This is a genomic window from Acrocarpospora macrocephala (assembly GCF_009687865.1).
Lineage (GTDB): Bacteria > Actinomycetota > Actinomycetes > Streptosporangiales > Streptosporangiaceae > Acrocarpospora > Acrocarpospora macrocephala.
Map to the genome: position 1 here is coordinate 66,183 of NZ_BLAE01000004.1, position 22,489 is coordinate 88,671.

Annotated in this window: 24 protein-coding genes and 1 tRNA gene; 17 read left to right on the forward strand and 8 right to left on the reverse strand. The window is 67.5% G+C overall.

The genetic code is table 11. From position 1 onward, the window contains the following. Positions 1-73 precede the first annotated feature (73 nt). From Amac_RS01875 to Amac_RS01910, 8 genes are all read left to right on the forward strand, one after another. Entirely contained in the window at positions 74-946 is an 873-nt protein-coding gene (locus tag Amac_RS01875; RefSeq protein ID WP_155352515.1) for a MurR/RpiR family transcriptional regulator, read from the forward strand. A 24-nt stretch (positions 947-970) separates the two neighbouring features. Continuing rightward, entirely contained in the window at positions 971-2,170 is a 1,200-nt protein-coding gene (locus Amac_RS01880) for an exo-beta-N-acetylmuramidase NamZ family protein (RefSeq protein WP_155352516.1), read from the forward strand. A 123-nt stretch (positions 2,171-2,293) separates the two neighbouring features. Further along, positions 2,294-3,268, forward strand: a complete 975-nt coding sequence (locus tag Amac_RS01885; protein ID WP_155352517.1) for a GNAT family N-acetyltransferase — start codon at positions 2,294-2,296, stop codon at positions 3,266-3,268. A gap of 33 nt (positions 3,269-3,301) precedes the next feature. After that, positions 3,302-4,603 carry an extracellular solute-binding protein gene (locus Amac_RS01890; protein WP_155352518.1) on the forward strand — a complete coding sequence of 434 codons (1,302 nt, stop codon included), beginning with the start codon at positions 3,302-3,304 and terminating at the stop codon, positions 4,601-4,603. Between the two features lie 77 nt (positions 4,604-4,680). After that, complete coding sequence (locus Amac_RS01895; RefSeq protein WP_155352519.1) at positions 4,681-5,616, forward strand: carbohydrate ABC transporter permease; 936 nt, start codon at positions 4,681-4,683, stop codon at positions 5,614-5,616. Continuing rightward, complete coding sequence (locus Amac_RS01900) at positions 5,616-6,500, forward strand: carbohydrate ABC transporter permease (protein WP_155352520.1); 885 nt, start codon at positions 5,616-5,618, stop codon at positions 6,498-6,500. The genes Amac_RS01895 and Amac_RS01900 overlap by 1 nt, the downstream gene beginning before the upstream one ends. Positions 6,501-6,527: 27 nt before the next feature. Further along, a complete protein-coding gene (locus tag Amac_RS01905) occupies positions 6,528-7,217 on the forward strand; it encodes a PIG-L deacetylase family protein (RefSeq protein WP_155352521.1) in 690 nt (229 codons plus the stop codon). 195 nt (positions 7,218-7,412) lie between these two features. Continuing rightward, a complete protein-coding gene (locus tag Amac_RS01910) occupies positions 7,413-8,057 on the forward strand; it encodes a cytochrome b/b6 domain-containing protein (RefSeq protein WP_155352522.1) in 645 nt (214 codons plus the stop codon). 135 nt (positions 8,058-8,192) lie between these two features. Here the strand turns inward: Amac_RS01910 and Amac_RS01915 are convergent. The 3 genes from Amac_RS01915 to Amac_RS01925 form a co-directional block, all read right to left on the reverse strand. Then, a tRNA-Ile gene (locus Amac_RS01915) sits at positions 8,193-8,266 on the reverse strand. 131 nt (positions 8,267-8,397) lie between these two features. After that, positions 8,398-9,849, reverse strand: a complete 1,452-nt coding sequence (locus tag Amac_RS01920; RefSeq protein ID WP_155352523.1) for a S1 family peptidase — start codon at positions 9,847-9,849, stop codon at positions 8,398-8,400. Between the two features lie 86 nt (positions 9,850-9,935). After that, positions 9,936-10,895, reverse strand: coding sequence for a LysR family transcriptional regulator (locus Amac_RS01925; RefSeq protein WP_155352524.1), 960 nt, complete (start codon positions 10,893-10,895; stop codon positions 9,936-9,938). Positions 10,896-11,079: 184 nt separating this feature from the next. Here Amac_RS01925 and Amac_RS01930 point away from each other — a divergent pair, with 184 nt between their 5' ends. Together Amac_RS01930 and Amac_RS01935 are read left to right on the forward strand one after the other, a co-directional pair. Next, entirely contained in the window at positions 11,080-12,174 is a 1,095-nt protein-coding gene (locus Amac_RS01930; RefSeq protein WP_155352525.1) for a sugar ABC transporter substrate-binding protein, read from the forward strand. 12 nt (positions 12,175-12,186) lie between these two features. Next, positions 12,187-12,705 carry a flavoprotein gene (locus Amac_RS01935; RefSeq protein WP_155352526.1) on the forward strand — a complete coding sequence of 173 codons (519 nt, stop codon included), beginning with the start codon at positions 12,187-12,189 and terminating at the stop codon, positions 12,703-12,705. Positions 12,706-12,753: 48 nt separating this feature from the next. Here the strand turns inward: Amac_RS01935 and Amac_RS01940 are convergent, their stop codons facing one another. Continuing rightward, the gene (locus tag Amac_RS01940) at positions 12,754-13,359 is read right to left on the reverse strand and encodes a TetR/AcrR family transcriptional regulator (protein WP_155352527.1); all 606 of its coding nucleotides are present in this window, start codon (positions 13,357-13,359) and stop codon (positions 12,754-12,756) included. Positions 13,360-13,451: 92 nt separating this feature from the next. On the opposite strand from Amac_RS01940, the gene Amac_RS01945 reads away from it, so the two are divergent. Both Amac_RS01945 and Amac_RS01950 read left to right on the forward strand, forming a co-directional pair. Beyond that, positions 13,452-14,486 (forward strand): aldo/keto reductase, encoded by a 1,035-nt coding sequence (locus tag Amac_RS01945; protein WP_155352528.1) that lies wholly within the window; start codon positions 13,452-13,454, stop codon positions 14,484-14,486. Positions 14,487-14,691: 205 nt separating this feature from the next. Further along, a complete protein-coding gene (locus Amac_RS01950) occupies positions 14,692-15,207 on the forward strand; it encodes a TrmH family RNA methyltransferase (protein ID WP_155352529.1) in 516 nt (171 codons plus the stop codon). Positions 15,208-15,211: 4 nt separating this feature from the next. Here Amac_RS01950 and Amac_RS01955 read toward each other — a convergent pair whose 3' ends face one another. Further along, positions 15,212-15,505, reverse strand: a complete 294-nt coding sequence (locus Amac_RS01955) for a cupin domain-containing protein (RefSeq protein WP_218040833.1) — start codon at positions 15,503-15,505, stop codon at positions 15,212-15,214. Positions 15,506-15,757: 252 nt separating this feature from the next. On the opposite strand from Amac_RS01955, the gene Amac_RS01960 reads away from it, so the two are divergent. From Amac_RS01960 to Amac_RS01980, 5 genes are all read left to right on the forward strand, one after another. After that, positions 15,758-16,066, forward strand: coding sequence for a hypothetical protein (locus Amac_RS01960; RefSeq protein ID WP_155352530.1), 309 nt, complete (start codon positions 15,758-15,760; stop codon positions 16,064-16,066). A gap of 43 nt (positions 16,067-16,109) precedes the next feature. Beyond that, entirely contained in the window at positions 16,110-16,388 is a 279-nt protein-coding gene (locus Amac_RS01965) for a hypothetical protein (RefSeq protein ID WP_155352531.1), read from the forward strand. Positions 16,389-16,469: 81 nt separating this feature from the next. After that, positions 16,470-16,826 (forward strand): hypothetical protein, encoded by a 357-nt coding sequence (locus tag Amac_RS01970; RefSeq protein ID WP_155352532.1) that lies wholly within the window; start codon positions 16,470-16,472, stop codon positions 16,824-16,826. Beyond that, positions 16,823-17,692: a hypothetical protein gene (locus Amac_RS01975; protein ID WP_155352533.1), complete on the forward strand. Its 870-nt coding sequence runs from the start codon at positions 16,823-16,825 to the stop codon at positions 17,690-17,692. The genes Amac_RS01970 and Amac_RS01975 overlap by 4 nt, the downstream gene beginning before the upstream one ends. After that, positions 17,692-19,695, forward strand: coding sequence for a WD40 repeat domain-containing protein (locus Amac_RS01980; RefSeq protein ID WP_155352534.1), 2,004 nt, complete (start codon positions 17,692-17,694; stop codon positions 19,693-19,695). Before Amac_RS01975 ends, Amac_RS01980 begins: the two co-directional genes overlap by 1 nt. Here Amac_RS01980 and Amac_RS01985 read toward each other — a convergent pair. The 3 genes from Amac_RS01985 to Amac_RS01995 are packed head-to-tail and all read right to left on the reverse strand — an operon-like array spanning position 19,674 to position 22,483. Beyond that, on the reverse strand, positions 19,674-20,582 hold the full coding sequence (locus Amac_RS01985) for a glycosyltransferase (protein WP_155352535.1): 909 nt from the start codon (positions 20,580-20,582) through the stop codon (positions 19,674-19,676). The two genes, Amac_RS01980 and Amac_RS01985, sit on opposite strands and share 22 nt — an antisense overlap. Further along, the gene (locus Amac_RS01990; protein WP_155352536.1) at positions 20,579-21,535 is read right to left on the reverse strand and encodes a UDP-glucuronic acid decarboxylase family protein; all 957 of its coding nucleotides are present in this window, start codon (positions 21,533-21,535) and stop codon (positions 20,579-20,581) included. Before Amac_RS01990 ends, Amac_RS01985 begins: the two co-directional genes overlap by 4 nt. A gap of 51 nt (positions 21,536-21,586) precedes the next feature. Further along, a complete protein-coding gene (locus Amac_RS01995) occupies positions 21,587-22,483 on the reverse strand; it encodes a glycosyltransferase (protein ID WP_155352537.1) in 897 nt (298 codons plus the stop codon). Positions 22,484-22,489: the final 6 nt, after the last annotated feature.

Consider the following 22,489-nt stretch of genomic DNA (forward strand, 5'->3'; position numbering starts at 1 on the left):
TAGCCTGACAGCCGCGTGAGGTGACCGAGCGGACAGACAGGATGTGGCTAGCGGTGTCATTGGGGACTTACCTGTGAGCATTCAGAGCGACATCCAGGCGCGCGCCGAGTCCTTTCCGCCCACCATGCGGCGCATCGCCGACGCGATCCTCGATCGGCCGCAACTCATGGTTGACAGCACCATCAGTGAGGTCGCCCGGGCCTGTGACACCTCCGAGGCGTCGATCGTCCGATTCTGCCGAACCCTCGGTTTCACTGGCTTTCCCCAGCTGAAGTTGCAGATGGCCGCCGAGCTGGCGAAGGAGTCCGCCGAGTTCGGTGGCGGCGAGCCAGGCAGTTATGGCGCCGACATCAGCCCGTCCGACACACTCGCCGAGATGGCCGCCAAGATCGCGAACAGCGAGATCCTCGGCATCCGCGAGACTGTCGACAACATCGACTTCGACGTGCTGCGGAGCGTCGTGCGCAAGCTGGATCGCGCCAAGCGCGTCGTGCTGTTCGGAGTCGGGGCCAGCAACGTCGGCGCTCAGGATCTCGCCCAGAAGCTCCTGCGGATCGGCCATGTGGCGCTCGCCTTCCACGACGCGCACGCCGCTCTGGTCTCCTCGGCTCTGCTGGGCGCCGCCGACGTCGCGATCGGCTTTTCCCACAGCGGCAGGACCAAGGAGACGAACGCGTTTCTGCGCGCCGCGAAGGACAGCGGCGCGTACACCGTCGCCGTGACGAACGTGCCTGACTCGCCGCTGACCGGGCACGCCGACGCCGTGCTGCGCACAGCGGTCCGGGAGACCACCTTCCGTTCGGGCGCGATGGCAAGCCGGATCGCGCAGTTGACCATCGTGGACTACCTGTTCGTCGGTGTCGCGCGCAGTCGCTATGAACACACCGTTCAGGCGCTGAAGAGCACGTACGAGATCGTCCGAGAGTTGCGAGACGACCCGCAATGATCCGGCCGAAACGGAGTAAAGGCCATGACAGCGCAGCGCACCCGTACCGGTGTCGAGGTCGTCCTCGGCGGCCCGCGGGTTATCAGGGGCACCAGCATCGGCCTGCTCACCAACTTCACTGGAACGACGCCGGATCTCGGCCGGACGGTTGACGCGCTGGTGGCCGCCGGCGCTCCGGTCACGGCCCTGTTCGGCCCGGAGCACGGACTCAACGGTTCCGTGCAGGCTGGGCAGACCGAGACCAGCACGTACGACCCACCTACCGGGCTGCCGATCTTCGACACCTACTTGCGGAACGGCCGCGAGCTGGCCGAACTCCTGGCCGCCTCGGGTGTCGACACGATCGTGTTCGACATGCAGGACCTCGGAGTTCGCTTCTACACCTACATCTGGTCGATGTACGACTGCATGCAGGCCGCGGCGCGAACAGGGGTGCGCTTCGTCGTGCTCGACCGTCCGAATCCCCTCGGCGGGGCAGTTTTGTCCGGCCCGGGCCTCGACGTCGCGGGGTACGGCAGTTTCGTCGGCCGCGCCGACATCCCCCTGCGCCACGGTCTGACCGCGGGTGAGCTCGCGCGCTTGTTCAACACCAGGGATCTGCCCGCCCAGGGCCTTCGCGTCGACCTGGATGTCGTGCCGATGTCCGGCTGGGACGTGGCCGCCGACTTCGATCGCACCCACCTTCCCTGGGTTGCGCCGTCGCCGAACATACCGACCCTCGACACGGCCTTCGCCTACTGCGGCACAGGGCTCTTCGAGGGAACGAACCTCAGCGAGGGGCGCGGTACGACCCGGCCGTTCGAGACGATCGGGGCGCCTTACGTCGACGGACGGCTACCGGCGCGCCTGCGCGAGACCGAGACGGCAGGCGTTGTGTTCAGAGATGTCTGGTTCACCCCGACCTTCCACAAGTACGCCGGCGAGACCATCCGCGGCGTTCAATTGCACATCTCCGACCGGTCAGCGTACGACCCTGTCGCGACGGCGCTCACCGTGCTCGACGCCGTCGCCGACCTGTACCCCGGCCAATTCGGCTTTCTGCCACCCGACGAACGGGTGGATCCACCGGAACGCGGCTACGCCGTCGACCGGCTCTGGGGATCGGCACGGTTGCGCGAGGCCGTACAGGCGGGCCGGTCCGTCCTGGCGCTCAACCCCGGCGCGGAAGCCGTCGAGGCGGTCTACGGCGACGACGTGCTGCTCTATCCCCGCGGTTCCATGTAAATCAGCGCCAGGCAAAGCCGGTCTGCTGAAAATTATTGACATCCCCTCTTGGCGCGAAGACAATCTTGGTCCAACGGGCAGAATGCCCCGATTCGCCGAACCGACCGTGCTCGAGGAAGACCGATGACGCAACCCACCTGCACCGCGACGATCAGAGCGTTCCGTCCTGGAGACGGGCCGGCGATCGCTCTGGCCTGGACGGCGGCGGCGCCAGGAGACGGCATCACCTACAACCGCTTCCGCGACCTGTTCCTCCTCGACCGCAACTTCGACGCCGCCGGCCTGCTCGTAGCCGAGCAGGATGGTGACGTTGTCGGCGCCGCCTACGGCGTGCGCCGCCTCATTCCCGCCGACGGAGCCGACCTGGAGCCGGACTCCGGCTGGATTCCCTTCTTCTTCGTCATCCCGCGGGCGCGTCGCCAGGGCCTCGGCTCCCGACTTGTCCGCGCCGTCATGGAATGGTTGGCGGGCAAGGGCGCGAAGACCGGGTACTTCTCGTCGTACACGCCCAACTACTTCCTCCCCGGACTGGACACAGCCCGGTACCCCGACGCCGCGCGGGTGCTCGCCTCGCTCGGCTTCACCACCCAGTACGAGTGCGTCGCGATGGACCTCAGCCTCAACGAGTACGAGGTCCCCGAGCGCATCCGCCAGCGCGTCGCGGCGCTGCACGCGGACGGCTGGACCTTCGGATCACCCAGCGGCGACGACCTGGTCGACCTGGTCGGCATCGCCGGAAGCCGTTTCAACTCCGACTGGGCGCGAGGAATTCGCGAGGCCGTGCTCGGCGGGCAGCCGCTCGAACGCATCATCACGGTACGCAACCCGGATGGCGTGATGCTCGGCTGGGCGATGCACGGCACCTACGAGAACGTTGTCGAACGCTTCGGACCCTTCGGCGTCCTGCCCGAGAGCCGCGGCACCGGCCTCGGCGAGATCCTGCTCCACCTCACCCTGGAGCGGATGCGGGCATCGGGAGCACACAGTGCCTGGTTCCTGTGGACCGGGGAGACCTCCCCGGCAGGCCGTCTGTACGCGAAGACCGGCTTCACGATTACCCGCACGTTCGCGGTTCTGCATGCGCCGCTCGCGACGTGACACGCAACCCTCACCGGCACCGAGAGGAACATCATGAGACCAGCCCTGTTCGGCCGGAGCCGAACAGCCAGATTAACGCTCGTCGCGAGCACCGTGGCACTCGCCCTGTCGGCATGTGGCGGCGGTGGCGGATCCGCAAGCGACAACGGCAAAGTCACCCTCACCTTCTTGAGCCACTACGGCGACGAGCCCCTGAAGAGCGGCATCTCCAAGCTCATCGACGAATGGAACGCGGCGCACCCCGACATCCAAGTCAAACAGCAGGCGGTCAGCTTCGACGACCTGCTCACCACGCTCAACGTCCGTCAGACGGGCGGACAGGGCGCGGACATCCTCAGCTCCTACGCATTGTGGGGCGGCCAGCTCGCCGCGAACGGCGTGCTCGATCAGCCGCCCGCCGACGTCGCCAAGGACATCGCGGAGAACTACAGCCCGGCCGCCGCAGCCGCTGTCACATCAGGAACCGGGCAGGTGTTCGGCTACCCGACCGAGTTCAACACATACGTACTGTTCTACAACAAGAAGCTGCTCGCCGACGCCGGCTACGACACGCCGCCGTCTGACTGGGCCCAGCTCAAAGAGATCGCGGAAAAGACCACCAAGAAGGACTCGTCCGGCAACTACCAGGTCGAAGGCCTGAGCCTGATCCAGGGCGGCGACAACCAGACCGCGCATCCGTTCTTCTCCCTGCTCAACTCCGCCGGCGGCACGTTCCTCGGGGCCGGCGGCGACTCCGCGCTGGACGACACGGCGAAGTCGGTGATGCAACTGGAGGCCGACCTCGCCAAGTCCGGCGCGACGACGACCTCGATCTCGCCGACCAAGACCTTCCCCAGCAACGGGGTGGCCATGGCCATCCAGGCGAGTTGGTGGATCGGCAGCCTGAAGGAGTCGATGAAGGACGGCTACGCGAACGTCGGTACCGCTCCGGTGCCCGGTCCCAACGCGGGTGAGAAGGGGTCGCTGGCCTACGCCTTCTTCACCGGCGTGAACGCCAAGAGCAAGCACAGGCAGCAGGCGTGGGAGTTCCTTACCTGGCTGAATTCCAACAAGAACAAGGAGGGCGTGACGGGGATGGGCGACTTCCTCGCCACCAACGGCCTCATCCCGCCGCGAAAGGCCGACGCCGCCATCCTCGGCGCGAAGCTCCAGGCCACCGATCCGAATCTCAAGCCGATCTACGAGGCCGCCGGCTACGCGATGGCGGAGTCGAACGCCGCCAATGGCTACAAGGCGAAGACCTCGCTGCACAACGCGCTCAACAGGATCCTCGTCAACCAGGCTCCGGTCGACCAGACGTTCAATGACCTGATCGCCGAAATCAGCCGCAAGTAGCGGTCCGTGGGTGACGGGAGGGAACCGCCGCCCCGTCACCCGCGACCCGACAGCCCTGGCCAGGGGAGGCGAGGCACATGACAGAAACGTACGCCGGCGCGACGCGCGGGGCGCCGACCCGGCCGGGCGCCGGCAGACCGCGAAGGCAAGGACGTGCCGGCTACCTCTTCCTGGCGCCTTCCCTGCTGTTCTTCACCGTCTTCCTGATCCTGCCGTCCCTCTTCGCGATCTTCCTGTCCCTGTCGCAATGGGGCGGCTACGACCTCACGCAGATCACGTTCATCGGCGTGCGGAACTACGGCGACATTCTCAATTTCGACAGCACCTTCCTCTCACCGATCCTGGTGAACACCCTCCTGTTCGCGGCCCTGTCCGTGATTCCGGCGGTTGCCGGGTCGCTGCTGGTCGCGCAGTGTATCGAGCGGCTGCGGTTCCAGGGCTTCTGGAGATTCCTCTACTTCCTCCCCGTCGTCGCGACCGTCGTCGCGATCGGCAACGTGTGGAAAATGATGTATCAGCCCTCCGGCCTCATCAACGGCATCCTGAACATGCTCCACATCAACTCCATCGGGTTCCTTTCCGACCCGACAGCCGCCCTTCCCTCGGTCGCCGTTGTCCAGGCGTGGGCGTCGATAGGTTCCGCGGTGCTTATCCTCACCGCCGGCATCAAGGCGATCGACCGCACGGTATACGAGGCAGCCGAGATCGACGGAGCGAACAGCTGGAACACGTTCTGGGGCATCACGCTCCCGCTGCTGCGCCCGTCACTGCTCTTCGTGTTCATCACGCAATGCATCGCGGGGATGCAGTCGTTCGCCCTCATCATTGTGATGACCAAAGACGGTGGACCGGCCAACGCCACGAATGTCGCCGCCTTCGAGATGTATCAGCAGGCCTTCAGGTTCGGCGCCTGGGGAACCGCGAGCGCGATGGCGATGGTGCTCTTCGTCATCATCTTCGTTGCCACCCTGATCCAGCTCTGGATCGGTCGACGAGCAGGAGAAGACGACTGATGGCCCGCGGCAACAGACGACACCGCCCTCCCTGGCTCTCCTACACCCTCGTCGCGATCGGCGGCGTGCTCATGGCGCTGCCGTTTCTCGACATGATCTCCAGCTCGTTCAAAGGTTCTGGTGAATACGGAATACTCCCGTACCACTTTCTCCCGGACTCCTTCACCTGGAGCAACTACGCGGCCGCGTTCGACCAGCTCCAGCTCGGCCGGTTGTTTCTGAACAGCGTGATCGTGACCCTGACCGTGACCGCGGCCGTGCTGGTGACCTCGGCGATGGGCGGCTACGCGCTGGCCAAGCTGCGCTTCCGCGGCAGAGACGTGATCTTCCGTTTCGTCCTGGCCACCATGATGCTTCCCCCGTTCCTGCTGCTGATCCCCGATTTCATCATCATGTTGAACTGGCCGCTGACCGGCGGGAACAATATCCTCGGCCAGGGCGGCGACGGCGGCATGACGACCAGCATCGTCTCGCTGATGCTCCCGTTCCTGGTGAGTGGTTTCGGGATATTTCTGATGCGCCAATTCATGATCGGCGTACCGGATGAGATGCTGGAGGCGGCCCGGATCGACGGGGCAGGCGAATGGCGCCTGTTTTACAACATCGTCCTTCCGCAGACAGGTCCCGTGGCCATCACACTCGGCCTCGTCACGTTCGTCAGCCAATGGAACGAGTACATCTGGACGTCGCTCATCGCGTCCACGAACCCGGACCTGATGACGCTTCCGGTCGGCATCCAGCTCCTCCAGAGCTTCATCGACCCGAACCGGACGACGCCGATCGTCATGGCCGGCATCATCATCAGCACCCTGCCGGTGCTCATCATCTTCCTTTTCTTCCAGAGGTACTACGTCCGCGGCGTGATGCTGAGTGGGATGAAGTAACGACGAGCCAGATGAAACGGAGCGACCGTGCACAGGACAGTCCTCGCCGTCGGCGGCCACATCGGAGATATGGACCTCACCGCGGGGCCGGCTCTCGCCAAGCTCATCGATGACGGCGACCGGGCGATCCTCCTTGCCTGCACCTACGGTGAGCGGGGCCACCCCCACCTCAGCCCCAGCGAATATCGCATCCAGAAGATCCGCGAGGGCGAGCAGTTCGCCGCTGACATCGGCGCGGAGTTCCGCGTGCTCGACTACTCCGACGGCTTCCTCCCCGATAACGACGAGGCGGCGAACCAGATCGCGGACATCATCCGTGCGGAAAAGCCGGACACCGTCATCACTCATTGGCGCAAGAGCATCCACCGAGATCACGAGCGCGCGGCGATCCTCGTTGAGCGGGCGCGATTCCTGGCCTCGCTGCCGGTGGACAGTCCGCTGGGCCGGCACGGGGTAAAGCAGATACTGCACGCGGACAACTGGGAGGACGCAGAAGGATTCTCCCCCGACCTCTACATTCCCATCCCCGCTGCCGCCTTCCAGCGCTGGCGGGCCGCGATCGAAAAGCAGGCGTTCGCCCGCGGCGAGACGTACGGCTTCCGCTACCTCGACTACTACACGGCGATGATGACGGCGAAAGGCTGCTTGGCGAGCACTGACCGGGCGTGCGGCTTTGCCGTAGCCGGAAGCCGCAGTTCCGAACTCGCAGGACCGTGAGGGTGGCCGGGCCGAGACCAACGGAATCGTAGTTATGGATAGGCGGTGCGTTCGCCAGGGAGAGGGCTGTGCGGGCCGGACATACTTACGCCCACCGCGCCATCGGACGGTGGCGGGCAGGTGTTGGAGGGGCGCGATGAGGCACCTCTCCCGGCAGGCCAGGAACCCCGGACCGCTAGGCCCGGTATAAGGGTCATGGACTACGTTCAGCGCTATGGCAGGGCCGCACGCTGGTTCCACGCCTTCGTCTACCTGGTCATGTTGGTGCTGTTGTCGACCGGTTGGTGGTTCGTCCTCGACGACTACCGGGGTCACCTGCTGGGCCTGCCCGACGGCGACATCCACGAGTGGACCGGCCTGCTGTTCGTGCTCGTGACCCTCGGCTACGCCGTAGGGCGCGCCCGGGCCGCCCGCGCCTTCGTCCGGGAGTCACTGGAACGCGAGCCGGGCGACGGCCGCTGGCTGGCCGCCTGGCCCAGGGCCGCGCTCACCGGCCGCTTCCCCCGCCACGAGGGCCACTACGACCCCGGCCAGCGCCTGGCCAACCTGGTCATGCTGGCCACCTTCGCCGTCATGGCCCTGACCGGGCTGGGCATGCTGTACCTGCCCTCCCTCCTGCTGCTGGCCGACCTGCACCGCTGGACCACCTTCCTGCTCACCCCCGTCGTCGTCGGCCACGTCCTGGTGGCCGCCGGGCTGCTGCCCGGCTACCGAGGCGTCTGGCGCTCCATGCACCTGGGCGGGCGGCTGCCGCGCCCGGTTGCCGCCCGGATCTGGCCAGGCTGGCTCGCGCGGCAGGACAGTGGCAAACCCACCGAACCTGGCGAACCTGCTGAATAACCGGGGTCAGCGAGTCGCGCTGACCCCCAGCACGGCACCGAGCAGTGACCGGCAAACACCCATCCATGGCACATCCCAGCAGGGGGAAGTGGGTGTAACCGCAGGTCAGGCAGATGATCGGCCTGATCGCAAGGGTAGGGCGGGTGGGACTTGAACCCACGACCCACGGATTATGAGTCCGATGCTCTGACCGGCTGAGCTACCGCCCCGCAATGGTGGAGTCTCTCACAAGTTTGGCAGCAGGGGGATGTATGGGTGGTAGGTGAGATCAACTTTTGTCATGGGAGAGGCGTATAAAGACGCCGCCGCCCGGGGTTCGGGCGGCGGCGTGGGTGGGATGTTATGGGCGGGTCGAGCCTACGGAGTAGGCGCCGGAGCCGCTGTAGGCGTGGACGCGGAGGCGGTAGTAGCCCGCGGTGCCGCTGTAGGAGACGGTCTCGTCAGGTCCTGAGCTGGTGCCGCTCGCGACGGCGACCCAGGCGCTGCCGTTCCAGCGCTGCAGGTAAAGGTCGAAGTCGACGCCAGTAGGTCCGTCGAGGCAGGCGCTGTGGGTGCCGGAGACGGTGGACTGGTAGTAGGAGTTGTTCGGGAGGTAGACGTTCGCGCCGCTGGTCAGCGAGCCGGTGTAGGTGTTGGCGTAGCCGGAGCAGGTCCCGCCGCCGCCTCCGCCGCCCTGGGTGACGAGCGTCAGTCCGTACGCGGAGAGGATCTCGTTGACCGGCTGGAAGTAGGTCGTGCCGCCGGAGGTGCAGTTGCCGGAGCCGCCGGAGGTGACGCCCTGGGCCTGGTCGCCGGAGATCCAGGAGCCGCCGGAGTCGCCGGGCTCGGCGCAGACGTTGGTGCGGGTCAGGCCGGTGACGGTGCCCTGGGAGTAGGTGACGGTGGCGTTGAGCTGCTGGACGGTGCCGCAGTGCCAGCCGGTGGTGGAGCCGGAGCGGCAGATGGAGCCGCCGACGACCTGGGCGCTGGAGCCGGCCACGTTCACGGTGCTGCCGCCGGAGCCGATGACGACGGGGCGGGGGGTCCAGTTGGCGTTGACGGCGACCCAGGCGTAGTCGTTGCCGGGGAAGGAGGAGGCCTGGAAGGTGCCCTGGGCGACCCGGTTGAAGCCCTGGGTGGAGGCGCCGGCGGTGCCGCAGTGGCCGGCGGTGACGAAGCCGTTGGTGGTGCCGCGGGTGATCGAGAAGCCGATCGAGCAGCGTCCGCTGTTGTTGATGTAGTACGCCTCGCCGCCGCGTAAGTCGTAGTACGGCTGCGGCTGCTCCTGCGTGGCTTCGATGCGGACCGCGCCCGCGTCGACGCCGCTGGCCGCGACGAAGGCTTCGGCGGCGGCCTGGTCGCGGGAGAGCACGACGACGGTGTTGGCGCGCACGTCGACGTAGTAGCTGGGGACGGTGGCGGGGGCGGTGACGGCGTCCAGGCGGGCCTTCACGGCGTCCAGGTCGGCGAGGGTACGCGTGACGACCTGGGCTTTCGCGCCGGACGCGGTGATGGCGGAGGCCGCGCCGGCGTCGGTGACGGCGACGGTGAGGGTGGCGGCGTCGCCGCTGAGCCAGGAGCCGGCGAACCGGTCCCCGAGGGTGGTGCGGATCTTGCCTTCCACCTTGCCGAGCCGCTTCTCGTTCAGCAGCCGGGTTTCGGCCTGCTCAGCGGTGAGGTTCAGGTCCCGCTGGAGGGCCTGGACCATGGTCGGCGCTGGTTTCTCTGAGGCCGTGGCGGGGGTGGAGGTGAGGATGAGGGCGACGCCGAGGGTGAGGGCGCTCGCCGCGCTCAGGATGTGCCTGCTGCGCATCGGGTCTCTCCTTGGGGGTGGGAGTGCCGTCAACGTAACGGTGCGAATCCCCCGCGAGGACCTACCAATTGCCCCCCACCATGGAGTTATGGCACCGTGCCATAACCATGATTTCGGTCCAGCCAATTCGAGTACGCCGGGCTCTGGCGTGCCGCGTCCTCGTGTGCGGCCTTGGCGTGGCCGACGATCTGGGCGGCCTTCTCGGCGGCGGGCGTCTCCGGATGCCAGCCCAGCAGCTGCCGCCAGCGCAACGGCGTGCCGATGATCGGCAGGGCGACCAGGCCTTCGCTCAGCCGGAACGTGCCCTGACACAGCGCCACGGCCCGCCCCACCCTCACCAGATGCACGCAGGTCGCCACATCCGTCTCATAGATGGTCGCGGGGGTGAATCCGGCGCGCGCGGCCGCCACCGCGAAGCACTCGCCGAAACAGCCGTCGCCGGGCGTGACCGCCCACTGCTCGTCGGCGAGCGCGCCGAGCTCGACCTCGAGTTCCCCGGCCAGCGGATGCTCCGAGGACACCAGCACGAAAACCGGATCCATCGCCACGAGCGCCCACGAAACGGCTTCGTCGCCGGGCGCCCGGGTGTCCCCGCAGACCCCGATCAGCGCGTAGTCGAGCCGCCCGAGCATCACCTTGGTCGCCAGCTCGCCGGTGGACCACGAGGTGGCCGTGGTGATGACCGCGTCCGGTTCGGCCTGCGCCAGCCGGTCCACCAGGCCGCCCAGGATCGGCCCGTTGGCCGCCCCGATCCGGTAGCGCCGCCCTGGCTCGCCGCCGTTGGCCAGCCGCGCCGCCTCTTCCTGCAGTTGCCGTACGGCGGGCAGCAACACCTGCGCGCGGGCCAGCACGAACTCGCCCAGCGGGGTGGGCCGCGAGCCGGTGTGGTCACGCTGGAACAGGGCGCCCCCGAGCGCCCTCTCGATTCGTTTGAGCTGCGCGGTCAGCGCGGGCTGCGCCAGCCCGAGCACGGTGGCCGCTTTGCTGACGCTGCCGGTCTCGGCGACCGTGCGCACAATGCGGAGATGGCGGAGCTCCAAGTCCATAGCCAGACCGTATGACTACGACATAACTCCAGCAATGATGATTTGTCACACATTCTGACTAGTCAAGTCGGAAATGGGTGGTCAAGACTCGGTCGAGGGGCGTACGGCCTGGGAATTCACCGGGTAGGGGCGCTGGCGGGGGCGGTGCCGTACAAGGGGGATCGTTGTGGGGATTTGGCGGCGGATGACGGCGATCACCTTCCTGGTCGCGAGCGCCGCCGGATGTGCCACGACGCCCTGCCCCAGCAGCGGGACCGAAGTCGTATTCGAGCGGACCCGCCCGCCCGTCCAGCAAAGCTTCAAGATCGGCCTGCTGCTGCCCGAGTCCGAGACCATCAGGTACGAGAAGTTCGACCGCCCCTACATCACCAAGTCCGTCAAGAAATCCTGCCCCAACTGCACGCTCGTCTACGCCAACGCCAAGCAGGATCCCCTCCGGCAGCAGCAGCAGATCGACGCGATGCTCGCCGGCGGCGTCGATGTTCTCATCCTCGACGCCGTGGACGCCGAGGCCATCTCCCCCTCGGTCCAGAAGGCCGAAAAGCAGGGCGTCAAAATCGTGGCGTACGACCGGCTGGCCGATGGCCCCATCCACGCCTACAGCTCCATCGACAACATCGAGGTCGGGAAGATGCAGGGCCAGGCCCTGCTCGACGCGCTGAAGGCGGGCGGAAATCCCTTCCGGGGCCCGATCGTCATGATCAATGGTGCGCCCGACGATCCCAACGCGCGCGAATTCAAGAAGGGCGCGCACCAGGCCCTGGATGGCCACGTGGTGATCGGCCGGGAGTACGACACCCCTGACTGGAGCCCGGAGCGGGCCAGGATCCAGGCGAGCGGCGCGTTCGCCACGCTCGGCGCGGACCGGGTCATCGGGGTGTACTCCGCCAACGACGGCATGGCCGGGGGCATCGCGGACGCCATGAAGGCCGCGGGCGTCCCGAAGGGCACCCCGCTGACCGGCCAGGACGCCGATCTCGCCGCGATCCAGCGGATCCTGCTCGGCACCCAGACCATGACCATCTACAAGCCGATCAAGCCGGAGGCGGAGAGCGCCGTCCAGATGGCCATCGATCTCGCGGCCGGCCGGCCGGTCAAGGCGCCGAGCACGGTGACCAACGACACGGTCAGCCGCATCCCCGCGATGATCATCGCCCCGATGGTGGTCACCAGGGACAACATCAAGGACACCGTGGTACGGGACGGCTTCTGGACGGTGAACGAGATCTGCGCCCCCAAGAACGTGAAACCGGCCTGCGAGTCCACCGGGCTGACGTGAGATCGTCACGGCATGACCACAGGCAAGGTCCTCTACATCATCGTGTGCGCCGCCGGAGCCGCCGCCGACGTCGGCAGGCTGGTGACCTTGGCTCAAGCCGAGGGATGGGTCGTCCAGATCGTCGCCACCCCGTCCGCCCTCGACTTCATCGACGTTCCCGCCTTGGAGAAGCAGACCGGCCGCCCCATTCGAAGCCGCTACCGCAAACCGGACGAGCCCAAACCCTCCCGGCCCGACGCCATCATCGTGGCCCCCGCCACCTACAACACGATCAACAAATTCGCCCTGGGCATCGCCGACACCTACGCCCTGGGCCTCCTCGCCGAAGCTCCCGGACTCGGAATCCCCGTCGTCGTCCTCCCCTTCGTCCAGACCGCGCTGGCCACTCGTGTCCCGTTCCTGCGCGCGGTCGGCGAACTACGCGACGAAGGCGTCCGCGTCCTCATCGGCCCAGGGGAAATCGAACCCCGGGACTCGGGTGACTATCCGTGGAGCCGGACGCTTGAGGTTCTCGCCGAATTGAGCTCATAGACCAGGCGGATCCGCCCGTCTCGGGAAAGGTGTGCGACAAGTATGTCCTCACCGTCTGTACGCCCCCGCGCGCGTCGCAGCCACGGCGGCTTCGGCGGCGCGGTCCGCCGTGGCTTCGTCGAGTGGGTCGGCGCTGGTCAGCAGGCGGTAGTAGAGGGGCGCGGAGACGGCGCGGATCACGTCGTGGGGATCGGTGCCTTCGGGGGCCTCGCCCCGGTCGATGGCCTGCCGCACGCAGGGGGCCCATTCGGCGATGCGGATGGCGTAGAAGCGGTGCAGAGCGTCGGCCGTTCCGGCGTCGCAGGTGGCGGCTGCGATCACCGCCTTGAACAGCTTCCCCTGGCGCGGATCGGCCAGGGTGCGCTGCACGAGCCGGGCGTTGGCCTTGAGGTCGCCGAGCAGCGAGCCGGTCTCGGTGCGCGGCAGTGACTGCTCGGCCATGTCGACCAGCAGGTCGGCCACCAGGCTGGTCACCGTTCCCCAGCGGCGGTAGACGGTGGTCTTGCCCACGTCCGCGCGGCGGGCGATGTCGGCGAGGTCAAGATGGGCGAAGCCCTGCTCCGCCAGGGCGTCCCCCGCCGCCCGCAGCACCGCCGCCCGCACCCGCGCCGTACGGCCCCCGGGGCGTACGGTTCCCGGATTCGCCTCTTCCATAACGGAACTCCGGTTTCGTTAGTGGGCCATCTCTGCTACGTTTGCCTTATCTTAACGGAACCAGAGAACCGTTAAGCACGAGAGGATTGATCATGGAGTTCAGGCGGTTGGGTGCGTCGGGCCTCAAGGTGCCCGCGCTCAGTTTCGGCGCGGGGACCTTCGGCGGCCGAGGACCGATGTTCGAAGCCTGGGGCAACACCGGCGTCCGGGAGGCGCGCCGCTTGGTGGACATCTGCCTGGAAGCCGGAGTCACCATGTTCGACACCGCCGACGTCTACTCCGGCGGAGTTTCGGAAGAGGTGCTGGGCGAAGCGATCAGAGGACGCCGTGACCAGGTGATCCTGTCCACCAAGACCAGCCTCCCGATGGGCGACGGCCCTAACGACGCGGGTTCCTCACGCTCGCGCCTGATCGCCGCATGTGAGAACGCGCTGCGCCGCCTCGGCACGGATTACATCGACCTGTTCCAGATGCACGCCTTCGACGCCGGCACACCGATCGAGGAGGTCCTGTCCGCACTCGACGACCTCGTAAGGGCCGGAAAGATCCGCTACATCGGCGCCTCCAACTTCTCCGGCTGGCAACTGATGAAGTCACTGTCGATCTCAGAGAAGTACGCCCATGCACGTTATGTCGCCCATCAGGTCTACTACTCCCTGGTCGGCCGCGACTACGAATGGGAACTGATGCCCCTGGCGATCGACCAAGGCGTCGGAGCAGTCGTCTGGAGCCCGCTCGGCTGGGGAAGACTGACCGGCAAAATACGCCGCGGCCAGCCACTCCCCGCCCACAGCCGACTGCACCAAACCGCGGACTACGGCCCGCCAGTGGAGAACGAGGACCTCTTCCGCGTGGTCGACGCCCTCGACGAGATCGCAAAGGAGACCGGGAGAACGATTCCGCAAGTCGCCATCAACTGGCTCCTCCAGCGACGAACGGTGTCATCGGTCATCATCGGCGCCCGGAACGAGGCCCAACTACGAGACAACCTTGGTGCCATCGGCTGGACGCTGACAACCGACCAGATGTCCAGGCTCGACGCCGCCAGCTCCAGAACAGCGCCATATCCATACTTCCCCTACCAGCGCCAGGAAGGCTTCGCCCGACTTTCACCCGTTGCATGGTGATGTGATCCCTGCGGTGCGCGGCCGATCCCTCGCTGGAAACGCACATCGACAGCGATTAGCGCATGAACCTCGAAGGCTTCGGCTGGATATCGTGATAAATCCGGCTATCCTGATCCAAAAGCAGTCGTCGATGGTCTGGGCGTGCCGCTGAAAACGCCTTCGATATGAACATTTACTCTCTCGCGGGAGCGTGCCGCGCTCACGCATGAGCGCCATCCACGTCCGAACACGCAAGGATCTGCGCCGCCAGCGCCGCAGACGTCCACCACAGTGCCTCGATCATCTGTACGCGGCCCCGCTGTGGCCGCTGCACAGCGCCAACCTGGGCACCCTGCTCCGTACCTGCGACGCGGCCGGCGCATGCCTGGCCGTGCCGCGCTTGCCGTGGGTCCCCGAAGCACTGGCACGAGGCAACACGCTCCGGCAACCCGCTTGCGTGCACTGGGTGCGCAATCCCGTCACCTGGCTGACCGAACAGCGCGCGTCGGGAGCCCACATCCTCGGAGTCGAACTGGCCGACAACGCCATCCACCTGGCCGACCTGCCCATGGCCCGCCAGCCGACCATCGCCGTCCTGGGCCACGAAAGCGACGGCATCCCCCCAGAAGCCCTCGACCTCCTCGACGCCGTCGTGGAAATCCCCATGATCGGCACAGGAGCCAGCCTCAACGTCGCCGTCGCCGGTTCCCTCGTACTCTACAAACTCGCCGGTTTCGTATAGGCGCTCACATAGTGGACGGCCAACGACCTTCGGCCGGCTGCGCCTCGGCTGGCCCGGGCCATGGCGGCATGGTGATGGCCACGATCTCCAGAACGGTGGTTCCGCTGTTCCTGAACTGGAACGCGACCCCTACGGGGATAGTGAGCGATAAGCCTTGTTCGAGGAGAATCTCGTAGTTTTCGTCGTCCAGGTTCTGCCACATTGCGCCGATGCCGGCGACGACATACCAGATCTCCTCGACCGTGCGATGCCGTACAGCCCGGGAGACCGCACCAGGCGGCAACTCAAAGTGCGCCATACTGCCACGCTCCGTGGCACACAGCAGCCGAACAGACGAACCATCGGGCGCCAAATCATCTACCTCAGGGGACAAACGCTTCCACTGGGGCATTCGGCCCGCGCCTTCACGATCTGCGGCCATAAAGCACGGTATATCGCCATAAGCACGGTCGCCAGCGGTGAGGAGCTTCGTGACTCCGCTCGGGGCTATCTCTGGAGACCCCCACTACCTGTTGGTGCACGGGTACTTTCGTCGGGCCAGCATGCCAATATGAGCGCGCCAGCCAGCCATGACGTTCCCGAGCAGCCCCGGGTCCCCCGGACCGCCGACGGGATCGCCGCCGCGCTCTCCGGCAGCCGCCGTATGGAGTTCTACCGGCAGCTCGGCACAGCCCCTTTGGAGCAGGCGGAGACCGTCCTGCGCCGCTGGTGGGGCGAGGCGATGCTCGACACCGACCCGGCCTTGAAGGACGTGGAGCGGGACATCCGCCAGGGGCGGGCACCTGGGGGCGCAGCTGCCGATGAGGTCTTCCCCGACTGGGCCGACCATGTGGCCCGGGCGCGAGCCCGCCGGGAATGAGTTATCGCGCTGAGCTGCACCCGTTCGCGTTAGCCCAGATGAAGTGCCGTTCGAGGCCGTTCAGGCTCTGGCGGCCAGGACGGCGGAACTGATCGAAGAACCGTGGGACGCCGTCGCCGTCTATCCTGACGATCCGTCGTTCCGGAGAACGGTGTTCGGCGATTTCGGGGTCATGGCGTTCCATGTCGATGAGGACGCCGAGTTGATCATGATCTACAGCGTGGTCTGGGCGGGCTGGCCCTCACCCCCAACACGGACCACGCGGTGCGGGGGTATCTGCGGCGGGGCCTGGATAGGCGTCAGCCACATACGCTTCGACTGATCCGAGCCCACCGGGCCGCCTTGATGGAGGCGTGAGGATGCGGTCATCATGGGCACTCCACACCCGGCGCGGAGGAGCGGAATGATCTCTCAGCGGATCGCCCGGATCTGTGAGTTGCATGGGGATGACCTGGCTGGGTTCCTGGCGGGCACGGACGCCGCGGTGTTGCTCGACCGGGTGGTCGGGGTGGTTCGGGCGGGTCGGTCTCCTGATGAGGATGAGCTGGATGCTCTGGACGACGCGCTGGCGGCTCTCGGCGTTGACGCGGGGACCGGCGGGACCCGGGGATTCGAACCGGTGCCGGGACTGGGCGGCGGGCATCCGGTGATCGAGTTCTGGGCTTGTCCGACGGGGGCCTGTGATCGGCGGGTCTGGCGGGCGGGGGAAGTCTGCACGCTCCTTGAGCGGCCGATGCGCGTGCTGCGGCTGACCACGTGACCGGGTTCTTCGCCGAACTGGGGAAGAAGGTCGCGGAACGGTGGCTTTCGCTGCTTCTGTTGCCGGGGTTCCTGTTGGTGGCGGCGTGGGTAGCTGGCGTCAGGCTCGGGCATGGGAATGCCTTGGGGGCGCTCGATCTGGCGGACTGGCTGACGGGGACGGCGACTGCGGCGCAGTTGGCCCTGGCGGCGGCCGGGATGCTGGCCGTGTCCGCAGGGTTGGGTTTGGCGGCGGCGGCCGGCGGGGTCGCGATCATGCGGCTGTGGACGGCCCGGGGGGCGCGGGCGCCGCTGGTGTGGCTGACGCGGCGCAGGGAACGGCGCTGGAAGCACGCCCAAGCCGAGATCATGCTCTCCATCGAGGAGGAAAGACTCGCCGGTCTCGCGGATCTCGTCAACGCCAGGAACGCGATCTGCCTGGTCCCTTCGGCCCGGCCGATGTGGATCGGGGACCGGTTGCGTGCGGTCGATCAGCGGGTGCTGCGCTCCTACGATCTGGATCTGGCGGGCGTCTGGCCGCGGTTGTGGCTGGTGCTGCCCGGGGAAGCGCGGACCGAGATCGCGGTCGCTTACGAGAGTCTGGCCGCCGCCGCGCGGTTGATGGCGTGGGGTTTGCTCTACCTCCCGGTGGCCGTGTTCTGGTGGCCCGCCGCGATTGTCGCGCTGGTCACCTGCGTGACGGCGTGGGTACGGGCGAGAGCGGCCGCTGAGACATTCGGCTCACTCCTGGAATCCGCCATCGATTTGTACGCCCTAGACCTGGCCGCACACCTCAAACTAGACGCGGAAGGCCCGTTGAGCCGGGAGACCGGACTGGCGGTCACCCGGCTGGTCAGAAAGGATTTCATCGAGCTGACGGATCCCTGATGGGGGCTCGACGAATGAACGGACTGCGCGCGGCGGTGCTGGCGGTGCTGCTACTGGCGACCGGTTCCGGCGCCGTGGTGGCGGCCCGGCAGGTGCTGACCGCGCGCGACGGGGTCGAGTCGGTACGGCTGGCCGCGCAGAGCGAGAACGTCGCCGCGGTCGATCCGGCGATGTCCCGCTTGCTGGCGGTGGCCGCCTGGCGGTCCGCGCCGACCCCGGAGGCCCGCCGAAGCCTGCTGGCTGCCCTCACCCGCCCGCTCACCGCCGTGCTGCGGGGGCACCGCAACAGCGTGTACGCGGTGGCGTACAACCAGGACGGAACCCTGCTGGCCAGCGGCGGCGCGGACGGCACGCTGTGGATCTGGGACGCGCGCTCCGCCAAGCCGACGGGTCAGCCGATCAGGGGACACCGGGGCGCGATCACGCAGGTGACGTTCGCCGCGAACGACCGGGTGATCACCGCGAGCCGGGATCGCACGATCCGGATCTGGAACGGGGAGAAACAGGTCGGCAAGCCGATCCGCGGCACGATCGTCGCGCCCGACCCCCGCGGGCGTGTCCTCGCGGTGGGCGACCAGAACGGCGTGCCCCGCCTGATCAACATGACCACCCGCCGCCAGCTCGGCCGCGCGTTCCCCCGCCACCCGAGCGGCCTCCGCGACCTGACCTTCGACGGCAGAACCCTGACCACATACGACAACGCGGGCGTCCTGCGCATTTGGAACGCCCGCACGCATCGCCTGATCGGCCGGGTCGCGGGCGGACCAGGCCCTGTCACGATAAATCAGGGCAACATGGCGTTCACGCTGCAGGGCACGCTGAGACGGCTGGACCTCGGGACCCGGCAACAGACCAGCCGGCCGATCAAGGGCGACTTCGTGGCCCTCGCGTCGAAGGGAAACCTGCTCGCCACCGCCCAGCGAAACGGCGCGGTGCACGTCCTGGAATCGGGCGTCCCCCTGGCCGAACCGTTCCGCGCCGGAACCGTGCGCGACCTGGCGATCAGCCCGGACGGCCAGTGGCTGGCCACCGCCAGCGACGACGAGGTCATCCGCATCTGGGACCTCGCCCTGACCCGCAAACTAAGCGGCGAACCCATGACCACCACCCCGGAAATAAGGGTGTCCACGACAACCGCCGCCCCAGGAGCCATCGATCCGAGAACCCCCACCCCCGGAAGAAGCAGCGCCAGCACCAGCACCCCAAGCCCCGACGGCACCACCCTCGCCGTCGGCGACACCGCCGGCCGCACCCAGCTTTTCGACATAAAAACCGGGAAACCAGCAGGCGCCCCCATGGCCTGCCGCCCAGGAGTCGTCAACGCGGTCGCCTTCAGCCCCGACGGCCAAGGCCTGGCCACCGCGACCGCCGGCAGCATCTGCCTCTGGGACGCCCGCACCCAGCGCCAGCTCCACAAGCGCCTCACCGGCCACACCGGCCAGGTGAACACCCTCACCTACTCCCCCGACGGCCGCTATCTCGTCTCCGGCGGCGACGACCACACGATCCGCTGGTGGGACGTGACCACCGGCACCCCGATCGACCTCACCCTCGCCCAGGCGAGCGGCATCTCCGCCCTCGCCTTCGACCCGAGCGATCCCACCCACCTGGCCACCGGCACCGAGAACGGCACCGTACGCCTCTGGAACGTCACCGACAAACTCCCGATCGGCCCGCCCTTCCTCGGCCACACGACCCCCGTGACCTCGATCGCGTTCAGCGGCGACACCCTCGCCACCGCCGCCGGAAATATCCGCCTATGGGACCTGACCACCCACAAACAACTCGGCTCCCCTCTCGGCCGCGCCCTGCGTACGGTCACCTTCAGCCCCGACGGACGCGAGCTGATCGGCGGCGGCCCGGCCGGGACCAGACGGTTGTGGAACCCCGCCCTGACCCCCGACCCGGCCACCGAACTCTGCGCCCTGGCCAGGCGCTTCCCGCCACCCCTCGACCTCCCGTCCTACCTGCCGGACCGGAACTACCCCGAGATCTGCCCCTGAGCCGCCACGTAGTCGTTGCACTGCGGCAGCCCCAGCTCCCGGATGATGTCGTTGAGCTCGAAGAAGTTGAGCTCGCCGATCCGGGGCAGCAAGTCGATGATCGGGGTTCCGTACTTGCGTGCCATGTATCGGTAGTTCTCCGCCGCCTGGTCGTTGTTGCCGTCGAAGCTCTTCGGGTGGGGCACGTGGATCGCGGTCGCGGCGCGATTGAGGACGAAACGGGCGCCATCGCGGTGCAGGCGGTACCCGAGGTCGAGGTCCTCGCCGCCCCAGCGGCGGAACTCCTCGTCGAACATGCCGACCGCGTGGAGTTGCGCGGTCCTGGCGGAGACGTTGCAGGTCCAGTAGTTCAGCCAGGGCGCGGGCAGGTCGGCGAAGTCGTCGCCGTACCTGGCGTAGAAGATCTCACGGACGTCCAGCCACTGGCCGGTGCGCTCGAGCTTGGCGATGGTGGCATCCGGGTTGGCGAAGTCGATCGCCTTGAGAATGAGGATCGCGTCCTCGTTGTCGAGATTGAAGCAGTAGACGTAGCCGCAGACCGCGAGCGGGACGTCGGAGCTCGCGTGGCTGGCGAGGTGGGCGTCCAGGAAGGTGGTGCTGGCCAGCACGCCGGCGTCCATCAGCACGGTGATGTCCGCCGACGCTTGGGACAGGCCGAGATTGCGGGCCTGGGCGGCCCGGTGGCCGAGATCTTCCTGGAAGAAGTAGCGGAGATTGAGTCGGTCGCGGAAGGAGTCCACCATGGCCTTGGTGCCGTCGCTCGACCCGTCGTCCCCGATCAGCACCTCGAACTGATCCGGAGGCAGGGTCTGCCGAGTGAGCGAGTTGAGGGTGTGGCGGAGCAGTTCTTCCCGGTTGTACGTCGGAATCACCACGCTGCATTTCATCGAAAACTCCCCAGATCGGTACGGAACCAGCTGATCGTTCGAGCGATGCCCTCCCGGATGCCGACGGCCGGAGACCAGCCGAGCAGCCGGTGGGCCAGCCGCGTGTCCGGGCGGCGTTTCTCCGGGTCGTCCTGGCCGAGCGGCGCGTACACGAACCGGAGCGGGTTGCCGGTCTGGTCGGCGATCAGCCCGGCGATGTCCAGGACGGCCATCTCGTCGGTGCTGCCCAGGTTCACCGGGCCGCGATGCGGCGAACGCATGAGCGCCAGCAGCGCGTCCACCATGTCGTCGACGTAGCAGAGGGAACGGGTCTGCTTCCCGGTGCCGTTGATCGAGAACGGCCGCCCGGCGAGCGCCTGCGCGATGAAGCTGGGCACCACCCGGCCGTCGTCCAGCCGCATCCGGGGGCCGAACGTGTTGAAGATCCGCGCGATCGCGACATCGGTGCCGTACGCGCGGTGGTAGGCCACCGTGAGCGCTTCCGCGTAACGTTTGGCCTCGTCGTAGACCGATCGCGGGCCGACCGTGTTGACGTTGCCCAGATACGACTCCGGCTGCGGGTGTTCGAGCGGATCGCCGTACACCTCGGAGGTGGAGGCGAGCAGGAAGCGCGCGTCCTTGGCGCGGGCCAGGGCGAGCACGTTGTCGGTGCCGGCGGAGCCGGCGCGCAGCGTCTCCAGCGGCAGGCGCTGGTAGTCCACCGGCGAGGCCGGGGAAGCCAGGTGGAAGATCTCGTGGATCGGGCCGGGGATGTCCAGCGGCTCGACCACGTCGGCCGTGATCAGCTGGAAGCCGGGCGCGGCCCGCAGGTGGGCGATGTTCGCCTCGCGGCCGGTGGAGAAGTTGTCGGCGCAGACGACCTGGCAGCCGTCGCGCAGCAGCCGGTCGCAGAGGGTCGATCCGATGAAACCGGCGCCGCCCGTGACGAGCACGCGGGTCGGGTCCAAGCGCATATAACGGAGTCCTCTCGTGAAAAACCCGTCGGCGCTCGGGTGGGTACGGCGTTACCTGGCGGCCACGTAGTCCGCGCAGGCGGGCATGCCGCGCAGCGTGATGATGTCGTTCAGATTGAAGAAGTTCACGTCCGGGATGGACAGCAGCAGCCGGGTGATGGGCGTGCGGTATCTGTCCGCCATCCGCCGGTAGTTGGCGTCGGCCTCGGCGTTGTTCTCCGACTCGCTCTTCGGGTGCGGGCTGTGGATCGCGACCGCGTCCCGGTTGAGCACGAAGTATGCGCCGTCACGGTGCAGCCGGTAGCCGAGGTCGATGTCCTCGCCGCCCCACGCGACGAAGTCCTCGTCGAAGCCGCCGACCGCGCGCAGCTGGTCGGTCCTGGCCGAGACGTTGCAGGTCCAGTAGTTCATCCAGGGCGCGGGCAGATACCCGTAGTCGTCGCCGTATTTGGTGTAGAAGTCCTCGCGCATGTCCAGCCACTGCCGGTTCGCGCGCAGCATCGCGATGGTGGCGTCGGGGTTGCCGAAGTCGATGGTGCGGTTCATCAGGTCGGCGTCCTCGCCGCCGAAGTTGTAGCAGAACACGTAGCCGGTGACCGCGATCGGCCGCTCGGCGGCGGCGTGGCTGGCCAGGTGGGCGCGCAGGCAGCCGGAGCCGGGCAGCACGCCGCAGTCGAACAGCACGCAGACCTCCGCCTTGGCCTGGAAGATGCCGACGTTGCGGGTCTTGGCGGCCCGGTAGCCTTCGCGTTCCCTGAAGGAGTAGCGCAGGTCCAGCCGGTCCTCGAAGGCGCGCGCCACCTCGGCGGTGCCGTCGTCGGAGCCGTCGTCGACGACGATGACCTCGAACTCCTCGCGCGGGAGCGTCTGCAGGGTCAGGGCGTGGAGCGTGTGCCGCAGGAGTTCGGCCCGGTTGTACGTCGGGATGACGACGCTGCATCTGAGCATGGGTGC